Below are 17766 nucleotides of genomic sequence, written 5' to 3' on the forward strand. Positions count from 1 at the left end.
CCCCGCCAGCCGGCACCGCTCCACGGTGGGCGTCTGCAGGGCCACACGGCCCGCAGGCGCCCACCACCCGTATCCGGACACGATCCCTCCGGCAGAGTCGTCCTGCGCTTCCGCGTGTTCACCAGATGCGGTGCGACACCTGCTCCCGCACGGGTTTCCGCGCGTATTCTTCGAGCACCCGTACCGGTCGACGGCGCATCACGACGACCGTGGGAGACGATCATGCACGTCGCGTTCCGCACCTCTCTCGCCGGACACCCAGGCCCGTGGGCTCGTGTCCGCGTCGACACCTCACGCCCGTCCGAGCCGGCCTGCGACGCGGTCCGGCTCGTCGGCGACCGGCGCGAGGGCGCCGCAGCCCGAGGCGCATTCCCGAGGGACCCGCGCGAGCGCACGGCCCGGACCCGGCGGGGCGACAGAGGCCGCCCGCTGGACACAGAGGTCGAGGCTGCCCCGTCCGTCGCCGCGACCGCACCGGACGGTGGACCGGCCGGTGGCCTCGGCGCGTTGCTGCGCCGGGCCCCGACGGAGGGATGAGAAGGAGACGCCCATGGAGTGGCTCGACAGGGCGGCGTGTGTGGGGGAGGACCCGGAACTGTTCTTCCCGGTCAGCGGCAGCGGCCCGAGCCTGACGCAGATCCGGCGTGCCCAGGAGGTGTGCGACCGCTGCCCGGTGACCTGGCAGTGCCTTGATCTGGCGCTCGGGATGCGGCACGCGAGCGGGGTGTGGGGCGGCACGACCGAGACGGACCGTGCCGAACTCCGGCGCCCGCGCCGCTCTGCCCGCTGACCGAGTTCAGGCCGACGTGCCGGAGCGCAGCGCCGCGCGCGCCCCGAACACGAGCGCGCCCGCCCCGACGACGCAGGCGCCCGCGATCACCGAGCCCACGGGCAGCGCGAACGCGAGCACCAGGCAGCCGAGCAGCCCGAGGACGGGCACGATCCGTGCGGGGCGCCCCTCCCGCGAGGACAGGGTGAGGGCGGACGCGTTGGCGACCGCGTAGTAGACGAGCACGCCGAACGACGAGAAGCCGATCGCGTCCCGCACGTCGGCGAACGCGGCCAGCGCCGCGACGACGACGCCCACCAGCACCTCGGCCCGGTGGGGCACCTTGAAGCGCGGGTGGACGGCGGACAGCGCGCGCGGCAGATGCCCGTCGCGGGCCATCGCCAGCGTCGTGCGCGAGACCCCGAGGATCAGCGCGAGCAGCGAGCCGAGCGCGGCGACGGCCGCCCCCACCCGCACCACCGGCGCCAGCCAGTCCGCGCCCGCGGCCCGTACGGCCTCCGACAGCGGCGCCGCCGCCGCTCCGAGCCGGGCGGGCCCGAGCACGCTCAGCGTCGCGACGGCGACGAGGACGTACACGACGAGCGTGATCGCGAGCGCCACGGGGATGGCGCGCGGGATCGTGCGTTCCGGGTCCCGCACCTCCTCGCCCAGCGTCGCGATGCGCGCGTAGCCGGCGAACGCGAAGAAAAGCAGTCCGCCCGCCTGGAGCACCCCGTGCCAGGACGTGTCCGCCCCGATGTCGAGGCGGGCCGGGTCCGCCGCGTCCGAGGCGAGGGAAGTGACCACCACGGCGGCGAGCACCGCGAGGACCACGGCGACGATCGCCCGGGTCAGCCAGGCGGCCTTCTGCACGCCGACCAGGTTCACGGCGGTCAGCGCCACGACGGCCCCGACGGCGATCGCGTGCGCCTGCCCCGGCCACACGTAGGCCCCCACCGTGAGCGCCATCGCCGCGCACGAGGCGGTCTTGCCGACGACGAAGCACCACCCGGCGAGACAGCCCCAGAACTCCCCGAGCCGCTCCCGCCCGTAGACGTAGGTGCCGCCGGAGGCGGGATAGCGGGCGGCGAGGCGGGCCGAGGACGTCGCGTTGCAGTACGCCACCACCGCCGCGAGCGCCAGGCCCACGAGCAGGCCCGAGCCGGCCGCGCGGGCCGCCGGGGCGAGCGCGGTGAAGACGCCGGCCCCGATCATCGACCCGAGCCCGATCACCACCGCGTCGGTGACGCCGAGACGCCGCACCAACGCGTCCGCCCCGCTCGATCCGACCGCCCCCGGTGAACTGTTCACGGCCACGCTCCCTCGTTCTCATCCCGCGCCGGGCCCGATCCCGGCCGGAACGACAGCGACCCTAACCGCGCGTGCTCTCCAGGTGTGCCGCGGCCTCGGCGGCGCTGTACGTGGAGGCGAAAGTGAAGGCGCGCGGCGACGGCCCGTTCGCCCGCAGTTCACCGAGGCGTTCCAATGCCTCCTCGACGGACGGCACATGCCCGGCCGGCACCCACCAGAGCACCAGATGAGCCTCGACGTGCCGCGCGAACCAGTCGCGGCGCCCGCGCATCACCTCCAGGTGCCCGCTGCGGTAGGTGAAGTCCCAGAGGGCTTCCGTGGACTCCCACACCGACAGGTTGACGATCACGTTCTCACCGGCCGGGCGCAGGCCCGTCGCGTCGTCCGCCTCTTCGCCGACGAGGCGCCAGACGAATCCGGGCGCGCCGTCGGCGGCGGCGTTGACCGGGTCCAGCATCTCGACGAACGGGGCGACGCGCGGATCGTCGAGGGGGTACAGCAGTTTGGCGATGTTGAGTTCGGCGAGGTGGGCAGGGGCGGCAGCGGGCACGGCTGAGGTCATGCGGTCATCCCAGCACGTCCCGCATTTCTATGTCAATCGACATTGTTTTTAGAGTGGCTGAGCGGATGTCAGGCTTCCTCGACCACCACGCAGCACTCGTCCGGCCGGGCGTCCATGCGGGCCCGCACCGGGCCGTCCGCGCCGAGCAGGCCCTCCAGGAGGGCGAAGTTCATGCCGCAGACTAGGGGTGGGAACCGCTCGGCGACGGCGTGGAAGGGGCAGTTGCGCATCCTGACCACGGGCGCGCCCGTGCCGTCGTCCCCGGGCCGCTCGACGTGCGGTTCGTAACCGCGCGCCGCCAGCGTGGCGAAGGCCTCGTCGAGCCCGGCGCAGGGGTCCGGGGAACCGCGCAGCGCCGCACCCCGGCGGCGGGCGGCCGCGCACAGCCCGGCGTCGAGCCCCGCCTCCTCGGCGGCCTCGGCGAGTAGTTCCGCGGCCGTGCGGTAGTCGCGGGCGGGCAGCGACACGGACCGCTCGGACCGGACCCGCGAGTACACCTTGGCGGGCCGCCCGGCCCCCGGCCCCGAGCGCCCGGTCAGCCGGCGGCTCCCGCTCTCCAGCAGCCCGACCTCGGTCAGCTTGTCCAGGTGGTGCGCGGCGAGGGTGCGGGCGACGCCGGCCGCCTCCGCCGCCTCGTTGCGCCCGACCTCGCGGCCCTGCCCCGCCACGTACTCGTAGAGCCGTCGCCGTACGGGGTCCTGCAGGGCCGCGATCGCGTCGATGTCCCCGAGGGTGCGGCTGCCGCGGGCTCCGCCGGTTCCTTGGGTGTCCTCGGTGTCCTCCATCCGGTCAGTCTAGAAACCATCGCGGTTGGAGGTAGAAGGTCAGGTCGCCAGGAACGCTCCGGCGCGCGCCCGCAGCGCCTCGTCCCGGCGGATGAACTCGTCGACGACGCCCGAGAGCACGATCCTGCGGTCCCCGTCCGCGAGAACGGCCACGCGACGGAGCTGGTCGGGCGTCAGCGCGTCGAGGCCGAGGGCCTCCAGGGCCTCGAAGGCTCCGGCCGGGTCGGCGCCCAGCTCGGCGGAGCGCAGAGCGGTCTCGGCGAGCGCGCCGCGCACCGGCGATCCAGGCTCCGAGGCCGCCGCGAGCGCGGTCGCCGCCGCCGGGGCGCGGACGGGATCGTCGAGGGCGGCTTCGAGGTGCGGGACGAGCGGGCGCGCCGCCGGCCCCAGCGTGCGGGCCGCGCGGGCGGCCCGCACGACCGCCCACCGGGCCCACGCGTTCCCCGCCGCGCGGGTCAGGACCGAGTCCAGTACGGCGACGGCCTCGGCCGCGTCCCCCGTGATCCGCCACAACGCCACGGCGATCGCCGCGTCCGCGTCCAGGACCGGAGTGGTGTCGCTTCCGGGGTCGCCCAGCGCCTCGCGCAGGACGGTCACCAACTCCACGGCCCGGGGCCCGAGTTCACCCGCGATCAGGGCGGCGGTCGCCACCTCGCGGGCGCCGCCTCCGAGTTCCTGCCGCAGACGGTGCAGCAAGGGCGCGGTCTCGCCGGTGAGCGCGTGGACGGCCTGGGCCGCCGCGAGGGAGCCCGCCTCGGCCGCCGCCCGGAGCGGCTCCAGGACCTGAGCGCGTACGTCCGGCGCGCAGGCCGGGGCGATCGCGGCGATCGCCTGCGCCGCCTGGTGGGGATGGTGGGGAAGCGCGGCGCACAGCTCCGGCAGAGCCGGGGCCGCGGCGGCCTGCCAGGTGGCGAGCAGGTGTGTGAGCTGCCAGGGCTCGTTGCCCTTCAGGTCCTCCGGGTGGGCGAGCCGGCCGCGGACCGCCGCGAGGAGCTCGTCCGCGTACGGGAACGCCGCCTCGTCGGCACGGTCGCCCCGGCCGACGGCCGCGCCGAGGGCCCGGGGGCGCCGGCCGAACGCGGCGGTCAGAAGGGGGAGCGCCTGGTCCGGGGCGACGCGCACGAGCGCGGCCAGGGCGCGGTCCGCGGGGTCGTCGCCCTCCTTCGCGTTCCGCCCGGCGAGCGGGACGAGGAGGTCGGCGAGCGGCGCGGCGGCGGGACCGAGCGACCCCAGCAGCGAGGCAAGCCCGAGCAGCGTCTCCTCGTCGACGGCCGCCGCACGCAGTGCCGGGAGCAGCCGTGCCGGGGCGCTCCGCGAACGGTGGCACGCCTGCTCGGCCGCCCACAGCCCTTCGGCGCGGACCTCGGCCCGGCCGTCCCGCGCCGCCGCGTCGATCAGCGCGAACGCCGCCTCGCGCGCGTCCTCGTGGTCCCGCTCCAGGAGCGCCTCGACCACAGAGGCCAGCGGCTCGCCCCGCTCCTCGTCGAACTCGGAGCGCACCGCCTCGGCGGGCAGCACCGACAGCATCGTCCGCTGCAACGGCTCGGTCCAGGGCGCGCCCGCGTCCAAGTGCGCGAAGACGGCCGCGAGTCGCACCACGCCGGGCTCCTCCGGCTCCAGCACGGTGGCCGCGAGCGCCGCTCCGGCCGCCGGATCGAGCCGGGCGATACCCGCCAGGAGCTCCGCCCGCACCCCGGGATCGGACTCCGGCTCCCACCGCGCACGCAGCACGTCCCGTAGGTCGCCGCCCGCACGCGTATGGGCCAGCGCCCACGCGGCGGCCCGCCGCACGTCCGCTGACGTGTCATTCAACAGCGGTATCAATACGGGCAGTTGAGCGGCGACGGCCCCCCGCACCGCACCCGGCTCCATGCCGGACTCGTCCCCGCTCTCGGCCATCCCGCCGAGCAGCACCAGGACTTCCTCCGCACGGTGCCCGGCCGCCGCGATCCGGGCCAGGAACGGCACGGCCGCCACGGTGGCGGTGTACACCGTCCCCTGATGCAGCACGCTCCCGTACAACTCCGACAGCGCCTCGTCCGCCGCCTCGTCGTCGGGATCGGTCAACGCCCGCAGCAGGGCGGGCACGTCGTCGGCGCTCCCGTACGCGTGGGAGACGGAGCCCCAGGGATACGAGTCCAGGCCGGCGAGAGGGTCCACAAGATCCATGCGGGCATCCTGCCAGCAGGGTCCGACAACGCACGGGCGGCCTCCCTCCCGCCACTTCGGAATTCGCTGGTGCCCGCGGGATCACCCGCGCATGCTGTACTCCGTGCTAGAAGACAAACATCGGATCCGCGCCCGCCACACCGAATCCACCGTCACCGTCTACCAGGCGTACTCCCCGCGGATCGGCCTTCCCGCAGCCCGCGACGGGCGCTTCCCGGACCTCTGGAAGCGGGACCGGATGACGTGGATCAAGCCGTCGTTCCTCTGGATGATGTACCGCTGCGGCTGGGCGGCCAAGGAGGGCCAGGAGGTCGTCCTCGCCGTCGAGATCACGCGCGAGGGCTTCGAATGGGCGCTGGACCACGCGTGCCTGTCCCACTACGAGCGCGGCCTGCACGAGGACCGCGACGCCTGGAAGCGCGACCTGCGACGCTCCCCAACCCGCGTCCAGTGGGACCCCGAGCGGGACCTGCACCTCCAGGCCCTGCCGTACCGCTCGCTCCAGTTGGGGCTCGCCGGTGAGGCCGCGGGGCGCTACGCGGACGAGTGGACGGTGTCCATCACCGACGTGACCGGCCTGGCTCACGAGATCCACGGCCACGTCCGGTCGGGCGAGCTGGAGCGCGCCCGGGAGTTGCTTCCGCAGGAGCGCGTCTATCCCTTGAGCGAGGGCCGGTTGAGCCACCTGCACCGCTGAGATCGGCCGCCTTCGACCCGCGGGCCGCGAAAATCCCTTGACCGGACCACGGGGCGTACCGGCAGGCTGGCGACGATCACGGGCGCCGCACGGGGTGGTGCCGAGTACCAGGGAGGCATCGGCAGCGGTGGAGATCCGTCCCACGACCGACGAGGACCGCGACGTCTTCGTCGACACGATGCACACGGCGTTCGGCCGCTTCCCCGAGACCCCCGACGAGCACGGCGGCGGAGTCTGGTGGGCGGCGCTGGAGATGGACCGCAACGTGCTCGCGGTGACCGAGGACGGGCGGCCTGTCGGCACGGCCGGCACGTACTCCTTCGAACTGACCCTGCCCGGCGGCTCGCTCGTCCCGGCCGCCGGAGTGACCGCCGTCGGCGTCGTCCCCTCGCACCGGCGCCGGGGCGTGCTCAGCGCCATGATGCGCCACCAGCTCACAGAACTGCGCTCCCGCGGCGAGATCCTCTCCGTGCTGCTCGCCTCCGAGGCCGTGATCTACCGCCGGTTCGGCTACGGCCCGGCGACGTACAGCGGACGGCTCACCGTGCCCCGCCACCGCGCCTCGTTCGCCGCTCCCCGGGCGGGCGGCGCGGGCCACGCGGACGAGGGCTCCGTCGAAGTCCTGCGCAGCGACCGGTGCCGCGCACTCCTCGAAGAGATCTACGACCGGTACCGCCGCGTCCAGCCCGGCGCCCTGTCCCGGCCGCACCACTGGTGGAAGGTGGGCGCGGGCCAGCCCCCGATCGCCCCGGCCCCGCGTCACATCGCCGTGCACCGCGACGCGCACGGGACGCCCGACGGGTACGTCAGCTACGCGATCGCCGAACCCGACGTCCTGAAGGTCGACGAGATCATCGCCGTCGACGACGCCGCGTACACCGCCCTGGCCCGCCACGTGCTCGAACATGACCTCGTCGGCGAGGTCGTCCTCAAGCACGTACCGGCCGGGCACCCGCTGCGCTGGCAGCTCGCCGACTTCCGGGCCGCCGAGACCGGCCCGGACGGCGACTGGCTCTGGGTGCGGATCCTGGACGTGCCCCGGGCCCTCACCGCGCGCGGCTGGCGCACGGACGGCGACCTCGTCCTGGAGGTCATCGACCCGTTCCTCGGCGCCGCCCCCGAGCGCCACCTCCTGTCGGTCCGCGACGGCAAGGCGGACTGCGTCCGCACCGACCGCGCCCCCGACCTGTCCCTCGACGTGAGCGACCTCGGCTCGGTCTACCTCGGCGGCACGACCCCGAGCACCCTGGTCCGCGCCGGACACGTCAAGGCCCATCACCCCGGCGCCGCGGAGCTCGCGGACGACCTGTTCCGCACCGAACGCGCACCGCACTGCCTGCACTGGTTCTGACCCGGACCGGCGGGGGAGCCGGGACGCTCAGGAGGACGACGACCCGGGTCCCCGGCCCGCGGCGGCCCGGTGCTCGCGCCGCAGCCGTTCCCCGATCGCGCACCGCTTGGGGAGCCGCGCGCACTCCGCGCAGTCCATCAGGTGGTCCAGGTACCTGCGGTACTCGGGCCAGCCGGACGCCTGTCGGTCCTGCGCGTTCACCACGACTCCCTGCACCCGGCCGGGCCGGAAGACGCACGCGGCATGCATGCCTGCCGCGTGCGTCCCGCCCGGGAACCACCTCGCAGAAGGAACGTTTCCTCACGGGAGCGGAATTCGCGGGCAGGCGCGCCGTCACAGCGGAACGTGTCGCTCCGACGGGGGTGCCCGATCCGGGTGGGGCACAGCGCGTACCCTCACCCCCGTGCCCCGTCATCAGAACAAGCCACGGCGCCTGGTCGCCGACGGACGCGTGTACCTGTGGACGCAGCGTCACCACCACCGTGTCCTGGACGGCGGCCGGTCCGCGGACTGCCGCCAGACCCTCACGCTGTATCCCCAACCGGCCGGTACGGGCGGCCCGTTGCGGATCGTCTTCGCGGAAGGGCCCGACCGTTTCGTCCCCGGGGGAGCGCCCCTGGGCTCCGGGGACGTGGGCTACGTCCACGGCAGCTCCCTGAACCTGCACGAACCGGGCGCGGTGCGCGCGCTGCTCGACGCGGCACGCGGCTCCGGCTGGGACCCGGCGGAACGCGGCCTCGTCGAGCGCGACGGATGGGCCCTGCTGGAAGCGGCGGTCGCGGCCCGCACCGCCTCGGCGGAGTAGCGCACACGGGCCGGGCCGCACGGACGACTCCGTGCGGCCCGGCCCGCGTCATCGCACGGCGTACGGGCGTCAGCCCACCGGCGCGATCGACCGGCCCGCCCACTGCGGGGCCGGTCCGGTGAACTCGGCGAACCGGGCGAGGACCGCGTCGGGCAGCGGCACCGCGCGCCCCGCCTCCTGGTCGACGTGCACGGCCATCAGCTCGGTCGTCGCCACGGGCTCGGCGTCCCCCTCCGGCTCGCACTCCGCGTCGGCGACCACGTACATCTCGTGCGTGAAGCGGGCCTTCTTGCCCGCCGCGCCCAACACCCGGGTGCGCACGGCGAGATGGGCGCCCTCCGGCACGTCGCGCAGATAGCGCAGGTGCGACTCGACCGTGTACAGGGAACAGCCCGTGGACTCGCGGTAGCCCGAGTGCAGGCCCGTCTCGATCATCAGGGCGTCGGTGGCGTGGCCGAAGACGAGGACGTAGAAGGCCTCGCTCATGTGGCCGTTGTAGTCGATCCACTCGGGGCGGACCGTGCGGTGCAGCAGGGGCACGGAGGCCGTCGTCGCGGTCATCGCGGGCCCTCCTGCTGCGGCAGGCGGCCCGTGGCGCGCAGGACGTCGATGACGCCCCGGTCGCGCTCGGCCACGAGATCGGCGATCGTGCGTCCGGCGGCCGCCTCGTCGCAGCCCTCGACCACGGCGTCGTACAGCGCCTTGTCCAGCTCGGGCGCCTCCAGCCGGGTCCACGGCGACTTCAGGGAAGGACCGAAGTGGTCCAGCATGTGCGCCATGCCGCCCTCGCCGCCGGCCAGTGCGAACGTCAGCATCGGACCCATGAACGCCCAGCGCAGGCCGGGACCCTCGGTGATCGAGTCGTCGATCTCCTTCACCGTGGCCTCGCCGTTGGCGACCATGTGCAGCGCCTCGCGCCACAGGGCCTCCTGGAGGCGGTTCGCGATGAAGCCCGGCACCTCGCGGTTCATGGTGATCACGGACTTGCCCGCGACCTCGTAGAAGCGCGACGCCCACGCGACGGCGTCCTCGGCGGTGCGCTCGCCGCCGACGACCTCGACCAGCGGGATCAGGTACGGCGGGTTGAACGGGTGCCCGACGACCAGACGCGACGGGTCCGCGGACGTGGTCTGCATGTCGGTCATCGGGTAGCCCGACGTGGACGAGGCGATGACGACGCCGGCGGGCGCCGCCGCGTCGAGCCGGGCCAGCAGATCGCGCTTGAGCTCCAGCTTCTCCGGCGCGCTCTCCTGCACGAACTCGGCGTCGGCCACGGCCTCTTCGAGCGTCGCGACGACCCTCAGCCGGTCGGCGGACGCTCCCTCGGCGAGACCCAGCTGCGTCAGCGCGGGCCAGGCCGCGTCGACCAGGCGGCGCAGCTTCTGCTCGGCGTCGGGCGCCGGGTCCCAGGCCGTGACGTCGTAGCCACGGGCCAGGAAATGGGCGACCCAGCCGCCGCCGATGACACCGGCGCCGACACAGGCGACGCGGCGGACGTTCTCGGGTGCGGTACGCATGATCAGGCGCCCTTCTTGTGCAGGCCGAGGATCTCGCGGGCCTCGTCGGGGGTCGCGACGCGGGCGCCGAGCGACTCGGTGATGGTCACGGCACGCTCGACGAGCTGGGCGTTGGTCGCCTTGTTGCCCTTGCCGAGGTACAGGTTGTCCTCCAGGCCGACGCGGACGTGGCCGCCGAGCAGGATCGACTGCGCGACCCACGGCATCTGCATCCGGCCCAGCGCGAAGCTCGCCCAACGGGCGCCCTCCGGCAGCATGCTGACCATCGACTGCAGCACGCCCGGATCGGCCGGAGCGCCCCACGGGATGCCCATGCACAGCTGGAACACGGTCGGGTCGTCGAGCAGCCCTTCCGCGAGCATCTGCTTGGCGAACCACAGGTGACCGGTGTCGAAGATCTCCAACTCCGGGCGCACGCCGAGCTCCTGGATGCGCCGGGCGCCGGCGCGCAGCATGTCGGGCGTCGACACGTACAGGTTGGAGCCGTCGCCGAAGTTCAGCGAACCGCAGTCCAGGGTGCAGATGTCGGGCAGCAGGTCCTCGACGTGCGGGAGCCGGTCCAGGCCGCCGACCAGGTCGGACCCGGGCAGCGGGAAGCCCTCCAGCGGGCGGTCCGGGTCGATCACCAGGTCACCGCCCATGCCGGCGGTGAGGTTGATGACGACGTCGGTGCCGGTCTCCTTCACCCGCTCGACGACCTCCCGGTACAGCTTCGGGTCGCGCGACGGGTCGCCGGTCTCGGGATCGCGTACGTGGATGTGGACCACGGCGGCGCCGGCCTCCGCGGCTTCCACCGCGTTCCGGGCTATCTGTTCCGGGGTGACGGGGACGTGCGGGCTGCGGCGGACGGTGTCACCGGCGCCGGTGAGGGCGCAGGTGATGATGGTGCTCTCGTGCAGGGGCATGTGGGGGCCTCCCGTTCCGTTGGGGACTGGGTGTGGGGGGTTCTCGAGTGCGGGGAGTGGAGGGGGTGCTCCGGGGAGCGGCTCAGGCCAGCAGGGTCGTGCGGACGTGGGCGAGCAGCGCGGCGTGCATGGCGTCCGCGCCGGCGCTCTGCGTGCGGGCGCCTTCGGTTCCGGCGTCCTGCGCTTCTGCGTCCTGCGTTCCGGCGGCCAGGACCTGCGTCGCCAGACCGTCGATGAGCGCGGTCAGGGTCAGCGCGGCGGCCTCAGGATCGGCCGACGGGCGGAACACGCCCTGCTCGATCCCGCGGCGGACGACGTCGGCGACGGTCTCCCGCCACTGGCGGTAGTACTCGGTGTGCAGCCGGCCCACCGCCGTGGACCGGGCGGCCTCGGCCCACAGGTCGAGCCAGACCGCCCACTGCCGGCGCTGCTGCGCGGTGCGCGGCGTCTGCAGCTCGATCAGCTGGCGCAGCTCCGCCGCCGCGTCGTCCGCCTCGGCGAGCCGGGCGGCGCGGCGCGCCGTGTCCTCGTCCATGCACCAGCGCACCGAGGCCTCCAGGAGGTCGGCGCGGCCGGGGAAGTGGTAGTGGATCGCGGCGCTGCTGGTGGCGCAGGCGCGGGCGATGTCCGCGACCCGCACCGCGTGGAATCCGTGCTCGGCGATCAGCCGGACCGTCTCGCGGACGATCTGCAACGGCCGCCCTCCGTCGACGGGCACGGCGGCGACCGGCTCGGCGCCCGGCGCGGACCCGGTCTGCTCCCGGTGTCGCGCCCCGAGCAGCCAGCCCGCGTCCACCCGCCCCTCGTCGGCGATCCGCGCCAGCTCGGCGGCCGTGAAGCGGCGGGTGCCGCTCAGGGACCGGGACAGCTTGGACGGATCCATGACGATGCGGCGCGCGAACTCGCGCTGGCTGACCCCCGCGGCCGTGATGACCTCACGGACGCGGGCGGCGGTGTCGGCGGCGGGCACGCCACCGGTGACGTCGTCGGTTTCCACGGGCACGACCCTAACCACGCATTGAGAAGAATTCAACACATGGGCAGGTAATCACTCGCTGAGCTGCGGTGTTGTGCACCTGACTTTCACATCAGTCAGGATCTCAACGCCTGTGACGGATCGTGTGCGCGGGGCGGATCAGTGAGACGCGGAGATCTGTGCGCGCACCCACTCCGGGGCGGGGTTGGTGTGGGCGCGCCCCGCCACGACGACCGTCGGCACCGTCTCGTCGCCGCCGTTGACCGCGCGCACCGCCGCCGCGCCCTCCGGATCGCGCCAGATGTCGACCCAGTGCACCCGGCGCGCCCTCCGGCCGAGCCGGGCCCGCAGCCGCAGGCAGTACGCGCAGCCGGGCCGCCAGTAGACGACGGGCCGGCCGTCCGCCGCGCTGCGCCGCAGTGCCTCCGCCGCGCCGACGGACCTCGGGAAGACCAGCGGGGAGGTGGCGCCCGCGAGGGCCAGGAACAACAGGAAGATGCCGGCGGCCGCCCGCGGGCTGTCCGCGAGCACCTGCACGGTGGCGAGGGCGGCGCCGCAGAGGGCGATGAGCGACGGGGCGATCCAGGCGCGGGTCATGGGGCCGGAGGCTACAGGGCGCCCGGGCGCTCCCGAGGGGCGTGGGGTTGCCCGGCCCGCCGGACCGTGGCTCGCGGAACGGCGGGGCCGGGCAACCCGGCGTCCGGAAATGGTGTGTGCAGGTCACCCGCGCTGCGCATCGCGCGTATCCGGACGTGCCTCACAACGAAGCAAGATCGGGCGCGTTGTGGCACAGGGGGCGTGAATTGACGTTGTGCCGCGCATCCTCACGCGCTGCGCACGCCGTCTTCACGAGACGGCTCTCCCGGCCGACGCGCCGGGCCGCCGGGGGGTGTCGGGGGCGCGGGGCGGAGCGCCGTCAGAGCACGGCATCGGCGGCCATGAGGGCCGCCACCGCCAACAGGACGTAGGCGAAGACGCGTTGCAGGGTGCGTCCCTTGAGCTTCCGGGACAGCCGCTTGCCGTCCCACGCGCCGAGGATCGCCGCCGCCGTGAACGGGGCGATGACGGCGAGGTCCAGATGGGTGCCGCTGCCGGCGCGGGCGCCGAGCGCGGCCAGGGAGTTGACCGTGATGACCAGCAGGCTGGTGCCGACGGCCCGCCGCATGGGCAGGCTCAGCACGCCCACCAGGACGGGCACGGCGAGGAACCCGCCGCCGACCCCCAGGAATCCGGTGACCGCGCCGAGCCCGGAACCGGCCGCCCCGGCCTTGCCCGGGTGGACCGGGCCGGGAGTTCCGGCCTCGGCCGGGCGCAGCATCCGTACCGCGGCGAGGGCCGCGATCACGGCGAACGCCAGGGTCAGCGCGGTCTGTGGCACGCGGCCCGCGACCGCGCCCGCGAGCATCGCCGGGACGATGCCCGCCGCGGCGAAGAGGAAGCCGGTGCGCCAGGCGACGTTCCCGTCGCGGGCGTGCCCGGCCAGGGCCGTGATCGAGGTGACGGTGACGATGACGAGGCTGGTGGTGATCGCCGCCGTGGGGGAGAGGCCGAGCGCGTAGATCAAAGCGGGCACCGCGAGGACGCTGCCGCCCCCGCCGAGCCCGCCGAGGGCCAGGCCGACGACCGCCCCCGCGAGGAGGGCGAGGAGGAGTGCGGTCATGCCGGAAAACCGTCGCTCCCGCGCGCGCCGACGACGGGGTGTCCCGCACCGGCCCAGTCCTGCATCCCGCCCACGACGTCGACGGCTTCCGCTCCCCGCTCGCGCAGCAGCTCGACGGCGTGCCGCGAACGCCGGCCGCTGCGGCAGATCACCACGAGCGGCCGGCCCGCCGCGGCGGCGGGCAGTGCGGCTCCCGACGCCAGCGCGGACAGCGGTGCGAGGACGGCCCAGGGCACGTGCCCCGCGTCCCACTCCTCCTGTTCGCGTACATCGAGGAGGACGGCCGGGGCGTCGGCGCCGGCGGTACATCGGTGCGCCGCTTCGACGGTGACGCGGTGCGCACGGTCAGGGAAGGGGGACAGCATCTCGCAGCCTCTCGAAGGGATTTCGGGGTGAAGAGGGTGGAAGCGGGTGGAAGCGGGGATCGCGGTGCTCAGGCCGCGACGACGGGCAGGCCGGCCTCGGCGGCCGAGTCGAACCCGTCGTCGACGGCCACGACGTCGAGGCCCGCGGCGTCGAGGAGCGACGCGGCCATGCCCGCCCGCATGCCGCCGGCGCAGTGCACCCACACGGTGTCGGCCGGGACCTCGCCGAGCCGTCCGTGCAGTTCGTGCACCGGGATGTGCACCGAGCCCGCGAGGTGTCCGGCCGCTCGCTCGGACGCGCGGCGCACGTCGAGCACGACGACCTCGTCCGTGCCGCGCTCGGCGAGTCCGGCGAACGTGGAGCGCGGGAAGGGGGCGAGCCCGCCGCCGGCGGCCCAGTCCTCGGGGGCGCCGATCGCGGCGGCCGCCGGGCGGTCGATGCCGACCCGGACCAGCTCCCGCTGCGCGTCGGCGAGCTGGGCGGGGGACTCGGCGAGCAGCGTCACCGGCTTGCCCCACGGGATCATCCAGGCCAGATAGGTGGCGATCTTGCCGTCCGCCTCGAAGTTGAAGGTGCCCGCGACGTGGCCCTCGGCGAACGCGACCCGGTTGCGCAGGTCCACGACCCACTCGCCGGCCGCGAGCCGGGCGGCGATCTCGTCGGCGTCCGCGACGGCCGGGGGTGTCAGGTCGAGCGGGGCCGGGCCGCTCGCGTTGGCCGGGCCCATGTGCGCGTAGTAGGCGGGGATGTCGTCGAGCCCGTCGAGGAGTGCGGCGACGAAGGTGTCGACGTCGGTGGTGAGCGCCGTGTTGGCGCCCTTCTCGTGGCCGATCGTGGTGGCGTCGCCCTCGGCCTGCGCGGAGGAGCAGAAGCTGCCGAAGCCGTGCGTGGGCAGCACCGAGGTCTCGTCCGGCAGTTCGGCCGCGAGGCGGTGCGCGGACGCGTGCTGGGCGCGGGCCAGCTCCTCGGTCAGCCGGGGCTCGACCAGGTCGGGGCGGCCCACCGTGCCGATCAGGAGGGAGCCGCCGGTGAACGCGGCCACGGGCGTGCCCCCCTCCTGGAGCACGTAGGCGGTGTGGTGCGGGGTGTGGCCGGGGGTGGCGACGGCGCGCAGGTCGAGTCCGGCGTCGATCGTGACCGTGTCGCCGTCCGCCACCGGCACCCGGGCGAAGGACACGTGCGCCCCGGCCGGCACCAGGTGGGCGGCTCCCGTCACGCGGGCGAGCTCCAGGCCGCCGGTCACGTAGTCGTTGTGGATATGGGTCTCCACGACGTGGGTGATCCGCACTCCGCGCCGCGCCGCCGCGGCGAGGACCTGGTCGAAGTCGCGCGGCGGGTCCACGGCCACCGCGGTCCGCGTCCCGCCCGCCAGGTAGTGCCGGTTCCCGAGCCCTTCGAGCTCGATGGTGTCGATGAAGAACACGGTTCATTCCCTTTCGCTCATTACCCCCCGGGGTATATAAAAACCGTAGCACAGGTACCCCCGGGGGTATGTTTCGCGGCGGGGTGCGGTGAGGTGCGGCGAGGGGAGGTGCGGTGAGCGGCGGGGCCCAGCGGTCGGCTACGAGGCGCCGACGGCCTCCAGGAGGCGGTGCAGGTCGTGGGCCGCCTCCGCGCTGGACAGGGTCGCGGCGGCCAGGACGGCGGCGGTCGCCGCGGCGAGCAGCGGGTGGCGGCCGAGCGGCGGGGCGAGGAGCGCGGCGACGCGGCGCGGTACGGGGCCGGCGGCGGCGAGCCCGGTGCGGCGGGCGAGGCCGAGGATGCCGAGCGCGGCGCCCAGGGGGCGGCGTGCGGCGGGCCGGGCGGCGAGCGCCGCCTTGCCGACGGCGCGCGCGACCCGGCCGCGGTCGCCGGTCGCGGCGACGGCGCGCTCGTCGGCCCAGCGCTCGATCGTGTAGGTCACGGACCGGGCGAGCGGGCGCAGGAGCGGGTTGGCGGCGGCGCCGAGCTGGGCCAGGGCCACGAACGCGTAGTGATGTCCGGCCAGGTGGGCCCGCTCGTGCGCGAGCAGGATGCCGTGCTCGGTCCGGTCGAGGGTGTCGAGCATGCCCGTGGAGACGACGACCCGCCCTGGCATCCCGGGGAGCGCGAACGCGTCCGGCGCGTCGTCCTCGATCACGACCACACCGTCGCGGGCCGGCATGCAGGCGGCCTCCACGGCCGCGGCGGCGAGGGTGCGGGCCCGGCGCCACAGCATGCGGACGGCCATGACGACGGCGCCGCCGAGGAGGAGTCCGGCGGCCAGCGAGACGGACAGCTCGATCGGGTCGTCGCGCTGCGCGGCACCGGCCGACCAGTGCCCGAGTCCGGCCAGGAAGGGCAGCCGGATCAGCCCGGCGACGGCCAGTGCGCCCAGCGAGAGGGTGCTCGCCGCGCCGAGGACCAGCGAGGTCGCCGTGAGCAGCCAGGTGGCGAGGCGCGGCTCGCACCGCTCGGCGAGCGGCCGGCCGAACAGCGGCGCCAGCAGGGGCAGCAGCAGTGGCAGGTAGACGGCGATGTGCATCGGGCGGCGTGTCCCTACGGGGCCTGGTCGAGCAGCTGTCGCAGCAGCTCGGCGTCGGAGCTGGAGAGGTCGTCCGCGAATCGGGCGAGGACGGTCTGCCGGTCGGGTCGCTCGGCCAGCACCGTGTGCATCCGGCGTGCGGCGAACCCGGCGTCGTCCGTCACCGGAGCGTACGCGTACGCCCGGCCGCGCCGGCTGCGGGTCAGCAGCTCCTTGGCGTGCATGCGGGTGAGGATCGTCACGACGCTGCTGTACGTCAGCTCGCCGCCTAGGCGCTCGGTGACGTCGCCCGGTGTCAGGGCGGCGCCGGCCTCCTGCAGCAGGGCGAGGATCTCGGCCTCGCGCGCGCCGTTGGGCCGCTTCGGGCCGCTGTCCGGCAGCTGGGAGCCCATGGGGTTTGGTGTTCCTTCCTTCACCTTCTACAGTCGTGTAGAAGTTCGACACCGGTGTAGAAGCTGGTGTGCCTCAGTGTGCCATGTGCCCGAGCAGAAACGGACGACGGAAAACAGATGAGTGCCATCAGCCTCGGACAGTCGGTGATCCTCGGTGTCGTCGAGGGCGTCACCGAGTTCCTGCCCGTATCGTCCACCGGCCATCTCAAGATCGCCGAGGGACTCATGGACATCCCGGTGAACGACCCGGCCGTGGTCGGCTTCACCGCGGTCATCCAGGTCGGCGCGATCGCCGCCGTGCTCGTCTACTTCTTCAAGGACATCGTGCGGATCGTCACCGCGTGGGGCCGCGGCCTGCGCGACAAGGAGGAGCGCTACCACCACGACTACAAGTTCGCCTGGTGGGTCATCTGCGCCACGATCCCGATCGTCGTCGTCGGCCTGGCCGCGAAGCCGCTCATCGAGGGCCCGCTCGCCTCGCTGTGGGTGGTCGCGGGTTCGCTCATCGCCGGGTCGGCCGTGATGTGGGTGGCCGATCAGATGGGCCGCCACAAGCGCGGCGAGGACGACACCTCGTTCAAGGACGCGATGCTCGTGGGCTGCTCGCAGATCCTCGCCCTGCTCTTCCCGGGGTTCTCGCGTTCCGGGGCGACCATGTCCACCGCGCTCCTGCTCGACCTCGACCGGGTCGCCGCGACCCGCCTGTCCTTCTTCCTGGGCATCCCCGCCCTGACCGGCGCCGGCCTGTACGAGCTGAAGGACGCGGTGGGCAGCGGGGCGGGCGCCGCGCCCATCGTGGTCGGCACGGCCGTCTCCTTCGTGGTCGCCTACGCCTCGATCGCCTGGCTCCTGAAGTTCGTGGCCCGGCACTCCTTCAACGCCTTCGTCGCCTACCGGATCGTGATCGGCCTCGCGCTGTTCGCTCTGCTCGGTGCGGGAGTGCTCAGCGCCTGACGCCCCCCCGGGGATCGGCCCGGCGGCGGGCCCCGGGTCCCGAC

General features: G+C 74.4%; 21 protein-coding genes. 6 read left to right on the top strand and 15 right to left on the bottom strand.

Annotation, left to right across the window (positions count from 1 at the left end; all coding sequences use genetic code 11):
- Window positions 1–222: 222 nt before the first annotated feature.
- Complete coding sequence (locus tag ACZ4E1_RS37145) at window positions 223–537, top strand: hypothetical protein (protein ID WP_467547928.1); 315 nt, start codon at window positions 223–225, stop codon at window positions 535–537.
- Between the two features lie 13 nt (window positions 538–550).
- Complete coding sequence (locus ACZ4E1_RS37150; protein ID WP_467547930.1) at window positions 551–790, top strand: WhiB family transcriptional regulator; 240 nt, start codon at window positions 551–553, stop codon at window positions 788–790.
- A gap of 6 nt (window positions 791–796) precedes the next feature.
- On the opposite strand, the gene ACZ4E1_RS37155 is transcribed toward ACZ4E1_RS37150, so the two are convergent.
- The 4 genes from ACZ4E1_RS37155 to ACZ4E1_RS37170 form a co-directional block, all read right to left on the bottom strand.
- Window positions 797–2080, bottom strand: a complete 1284-nt coding sequence (locus ACZ4E1_RS37155) for an APC family permease (RefSeq protein ID WP_467547932.1) — start codon at window positions 2078–2080, stop codon at window positions 797–799.
- A gap of 61 nt (window positions 2081–2141) precedes the next feature.
- Window positions 2142–2642, bottom strand: a complete 501-nt coding sequence (locus ACZ4E1_RS37160) for a DUF3291 domain-containing protein (protein ID WP_467547934.1) — start codon at window positions 2640–2642, stop codon at window positions 2142–2144.
- A 68-nt stretch (window positions 2643–2710) separates the two neighbouring features.
- Complete coding sequence (locus ACZ4E1_RS37165; protein ID WP_467547936.1) at window positions 2711–3427, bottom strand: helix-turn-helix transcriptional regulator; 717 nt, start codon at window positions 3425–3427, stop codon at window positions 2711–2713.
- 39 nt (window positions 3428–3466) lie between these two features.
- Window positions 3467–5596, bottom strand: a complete 2130-nt coding sequence (locus ACZ4E1_RS37170) for a HEAT repeat domain-containing protein (protein ID WP_467547938.1) — start codon at window positions 5594–5596, stop codon at window positions 3467–3469.
- Between the two features lie 91 nt (window positions 5597–5687).
- Here ACZ4E1_RS37170 and ACZ4E1_RS37175 point away from each other — a divergent pair, with 91 nt between their 5' ends.
- Both ACZ4E1_RS37175 and ACZ4E1_RS37180 read left to right on the top strand, forming a co-directional pair.
- On the top strand, window positions 5688–6293 hold the full coding sequence (locus tag ACZ4E1_RS37175; protein ID WP_467547940.1) for a DUF4291 domain-containing protein: 606 nt from the start codon (window positions 5688–5690) through the stop codon (window positions 6291–6293).
- Between the two features lie 127 nt (window positions 6294–6420).
- On the top strand, window positions 6421–7644 hold the full coding sequence (locus tag ACZ4E1_RS37180) for a GNAT family N-acetyltransferase (protein ID WP_467547942.1): 1224 nt from the start codon (window positions 6421–6423) through the stop codon (window positions 7642–7644).
- Between the two features lie 27 nt (window positions 7645–7671).
- On the opposite strand, the gene ACZ4E1_RS37185 is transcribed toward ACZ4E1_RS37180, so the two are convergent.
- A complete protein-coding gene (locus tag ACZ4E1_RS37185; RefSeq protein WP_467547944.1) occupies window positions 7672–7845 on the bottom strand; it encodes a hypothetical protein in 174 nt (57 codons plus the stop codon).
- A 202-nt stretch (window positions 7846–8047) separates the two neighbouring features.
- Here ACZ4E1_RS37185 and ACZ4E1_RS37190 point away from each other — a divergent pair, with 202 nt between their 5' ends.
- Window positions 8048–8449, top strand: coding sequence for a hypothetical protein (locus ACZ4E1_RS37190; RefSeq protein ID WP_467547946.1), 402 nt, complete (start codon window positions 8048–8050; stop codon window positions 8447–8449).
- Window positions 8450–8518: 69 nt separating this feature from the next.
- Here ACZ4E1_RS37190 and ACZ4E1_RS37195 read toward each other — a convergent pair whose 3' ends face one another.
- From ACZ4E1_RS37195 to ACZ4E1_RS37240, 10 genes are all read right to left on the bottom strand, one after another.
- Complete coding sequence (locus ACZ4E1_RS37195) at window positions 8519–9010, bottom strand: thioesterase family protein (protein ID WP_467547948.1); 492 nt, start codon at window positions 9008–9010, stop codon at window positions 8519–8521.
- Window positions 9007–9966 (bottom strand): 3-hydroxyacyl-CoA dehydrogenase NAD-binding domain-containing protein, encoded by a 960-nt coding sequence (locus ACZ4E1_RS37200; RefSeq protein ID WP_467547950.1) that lies wholly within the window; start codon window positions 9964–9966, stop codon window positions 9007–9009. The genes ACZ4E1_RS37195 and ACZ4E1_RS37200 overlap by 4 nt, the downstream gene beginning before the upstream one ends.
- 2 nt (window positions 9967–9968) lie before the next feature.
- Window positions 9969–10871: a beta-keto acid cleavage family enzyme gene (locus tag ACZ4E1_RS37205; protein ID WP_467547952.1), complete on the bottom strand. Its 903-nt coding sequence runs from the start codon at window positions 10869–10871 to the stop codon at window positions 9969–9971.
- An 82-nt stretch (window positions 10872–10953) separates the two neighbouring features.
- The gene (locus ACZ4E1_RS37210) at window positions 10954–11868 is read right to left on the bottom strand and encodes a TetR/AcrR family transcriptional regulator (RefSeq protein WP_467547954.1); all 915 of its coding nucleotides are present in this window, start codon (window positions 11866–11868) and stop codon (window positions 10954–10956) included.
- A 138-nt stretch (window positions 11869–12006) separates the two neighbouring features.
- Window positions 12007–12444 (bottom strand): glutaredoxin domain-containing protein, encoded by a 438-nt coding sequence (locus tag ACZ4E1_RS37215; protein WP_467547956.1) that lies wholly within the window; start codon window positions 12442–12444, stop codon window positions 12007–12009.
- Window positions 12445–12763: 319 nt separating this feature from the next.
- Window positions 12764–13507, bottom strand: a complete 744-nt coding sequence (locus tag ACZ4E1_RS37220; protein WP_467547958.1) for a sulfite exporter TauE/SafE family protein — start codon at window positions 13505–13507, stop codon at window positions 12764–12766.
- Window positions 13504–13872, bottom strand: coding sequence for a rhodanese-like domain-containing protein (locus ACZ4E1_RS37225; RefSeq protein ID WP_467547960.1), 369 nt, complete (start codon window positions 13870–13872; stop codon window positions 13504–13506). Before ACZ4E1_RS37225 ends, ACZ4E1_RS37220 begins: the two co-directional genes overlap by 4 nt.
- Window positions 13873–13940: 68 nt before the next feature.
- Complete coding sequence (locus ACZ4E1_RS37230) at window positions 13941–15296, bottom strand: rhodanese-like domain-containing protein (protein WP_467547962.1); 1356 nt, start codon at window positions 15294–15296, stop codon at window positions 13941–13943.
- Between the two features lie 138 nt (window positions 15297–15434).
- Window positions 15435–16376, bottom strand: coding sequence for a M56 family metallopeptidase (locus ACZ4E1_RS37235; protein WP_467547964.1), 942 nt, complete (start codon window positions 16374–16376; stop codon window positions 15435–15437).
- 14 nt (window positions 16377–16390) lie between these two features.
- Window positions 16391–16768, bottom strand: a complete 378-nt coding sequence (locus tag ACZ4E1_RS37240; protein ID WP_467547966.1) for a BlaI/MecI/CopY family transcriptional regulator — start codon at window positions 16766–16768, stop codon at window positions 16391–16393.
- Between the two features lie 117 nt (window positions 16769–16885).
- Here ACZ4E1_RS37240 and ACZ4E1_RS37245 point away from each other — a divergent pair, with 117 nt between their 5' ends.
- Entirely contained in the window at window positions 16886–17722 is an 837-nt protein-coding gene (locus ACZ4E1_RS37245; RefSeq protein ID WP_467547968.1) for an undecaprenyl-diphosphate phosphatase, read from the top strand.
- Window positions 17723–17766: the final 44 nt, after the last annotated feature.

Source organism: Streptomyces sp. NPDC025806 (assembly GCF_055558275.1).

Excerpts from the sequence above, each read along its gene's own strand:
- ACZ4E1_RS37215 (WP_467547956.1), bottom strand. The coding sequence starts at position 12,444 with ATGACCCGCGCCTGGATCGCCCCGTCGCTCATCGCCCTCTGCGGCGCC.
- ACZ4E1_RS37245 (WP_467547968.1), top strand. The coding sequence starts at position 16,886 with ATGAGTGCCATCAGCCTCGGACAGTCGGTGATCCTCGGTGTCGTCGAG.
- ACZ4E1_RS37225 (WP_467547960.1), bottom strand. The coding sequence starts at position 13,872 with ATGCTGTCCCCCTTCCCTGACCGTGCGCACCGCGTCACCGTCGAAGCG.
- ACZ4E1_RS37220 (WP_467547958.1), bottom strand. The coding sequence starts at position 13,507 with ATGACCGCACTCCTCCTCGCCCTCCTCGCGGGGGCGGTCGTCGGCCTG.
- ACZ4E1_RS37205 (WP_467547952.1), bottom strand. The coding sequence starts at position 10,871 with ATGCCCCTGCACGAGAGCACCATCATCACCTGCGCCCTCACCGGCGCC.
- ACZ4E1_RS37175 (WP_467547940.1), top strand. The coding sequence starts at position 5,688 with ATGCTGTACTCCGTGCTAGAAGACAAACATCGGATCCGCGCCCGCCAC.
- ACZ4E1_RS37195 (WP_467547948.1), bottom strand. The coding sequence starts at position 9,010 with ATGACCGCGACGACGGCCTCCGTGCCCCTGCTGCACCGCACGGTCCGC.
- ACZ4E1_RS37145 (WP_467547928.1), top strand. The coding sequence starts at position 223 with ATGCACGTCGCGTTCCGCACCTCTCTCGCCGGACACCCAGGCCCGTGG.
- ACZ4E1_RS37200 (WP_467547950.1), bottom strand. The coding sequence starts at position 9,966 with ATGCGTACCGCACCCGAGAACGTCCGCCGCGTCGCCTGTGTCGGCGCC.
- ACZ4E1_RS37165 (WP_467547936.1), bottom strand. The coding sequence starts at position 3,427 with ATGGAGGACACCGAGGACACCCAAGGAACCGGCGGAGCCCGCGGCAGC.
- ACZ4E1_RS37240 (WP_467547966.1), bottom strand. The coding sequence starts at position 16,768 with ATGGGCTCCCAGCTGCCGGACAGCGGCCCGAAGCGGCCCAACGGCGCG.
- ACZ4E1_RS37235 (WP_467547964.1), bottom strand. The coding sequence starts at position 16,376 with ATGCACATCGCCGTCTACCTGCCACTGCTGCTGCCCCTGCTGGCGCCG.
- ACZ4E1_RS37150 (WP_467547930.1), top strand. The coding sequence starts at position 551 with ATGGAGTGGCTCGACAGGGCGGCGTGTGTGGGGGAGGACCCGGAACTG.
- ACZ4E1_RS37160 (WP_467547934.1), bottom strand. The coding sequence starts at position 2,642 with ATGACCTCAGCCGTGCCCGCTGCCGCCCCTGCCCACCTCGCCGAACTC.
- ACZ4E1_RS37170 (WP_467547938.1), bottom strand. The coding sequence starts at position 5,596 with ATGGATCTTGTGGACCCTCTCGCCGGCCTGGACTCGTATCCCTGGGGC.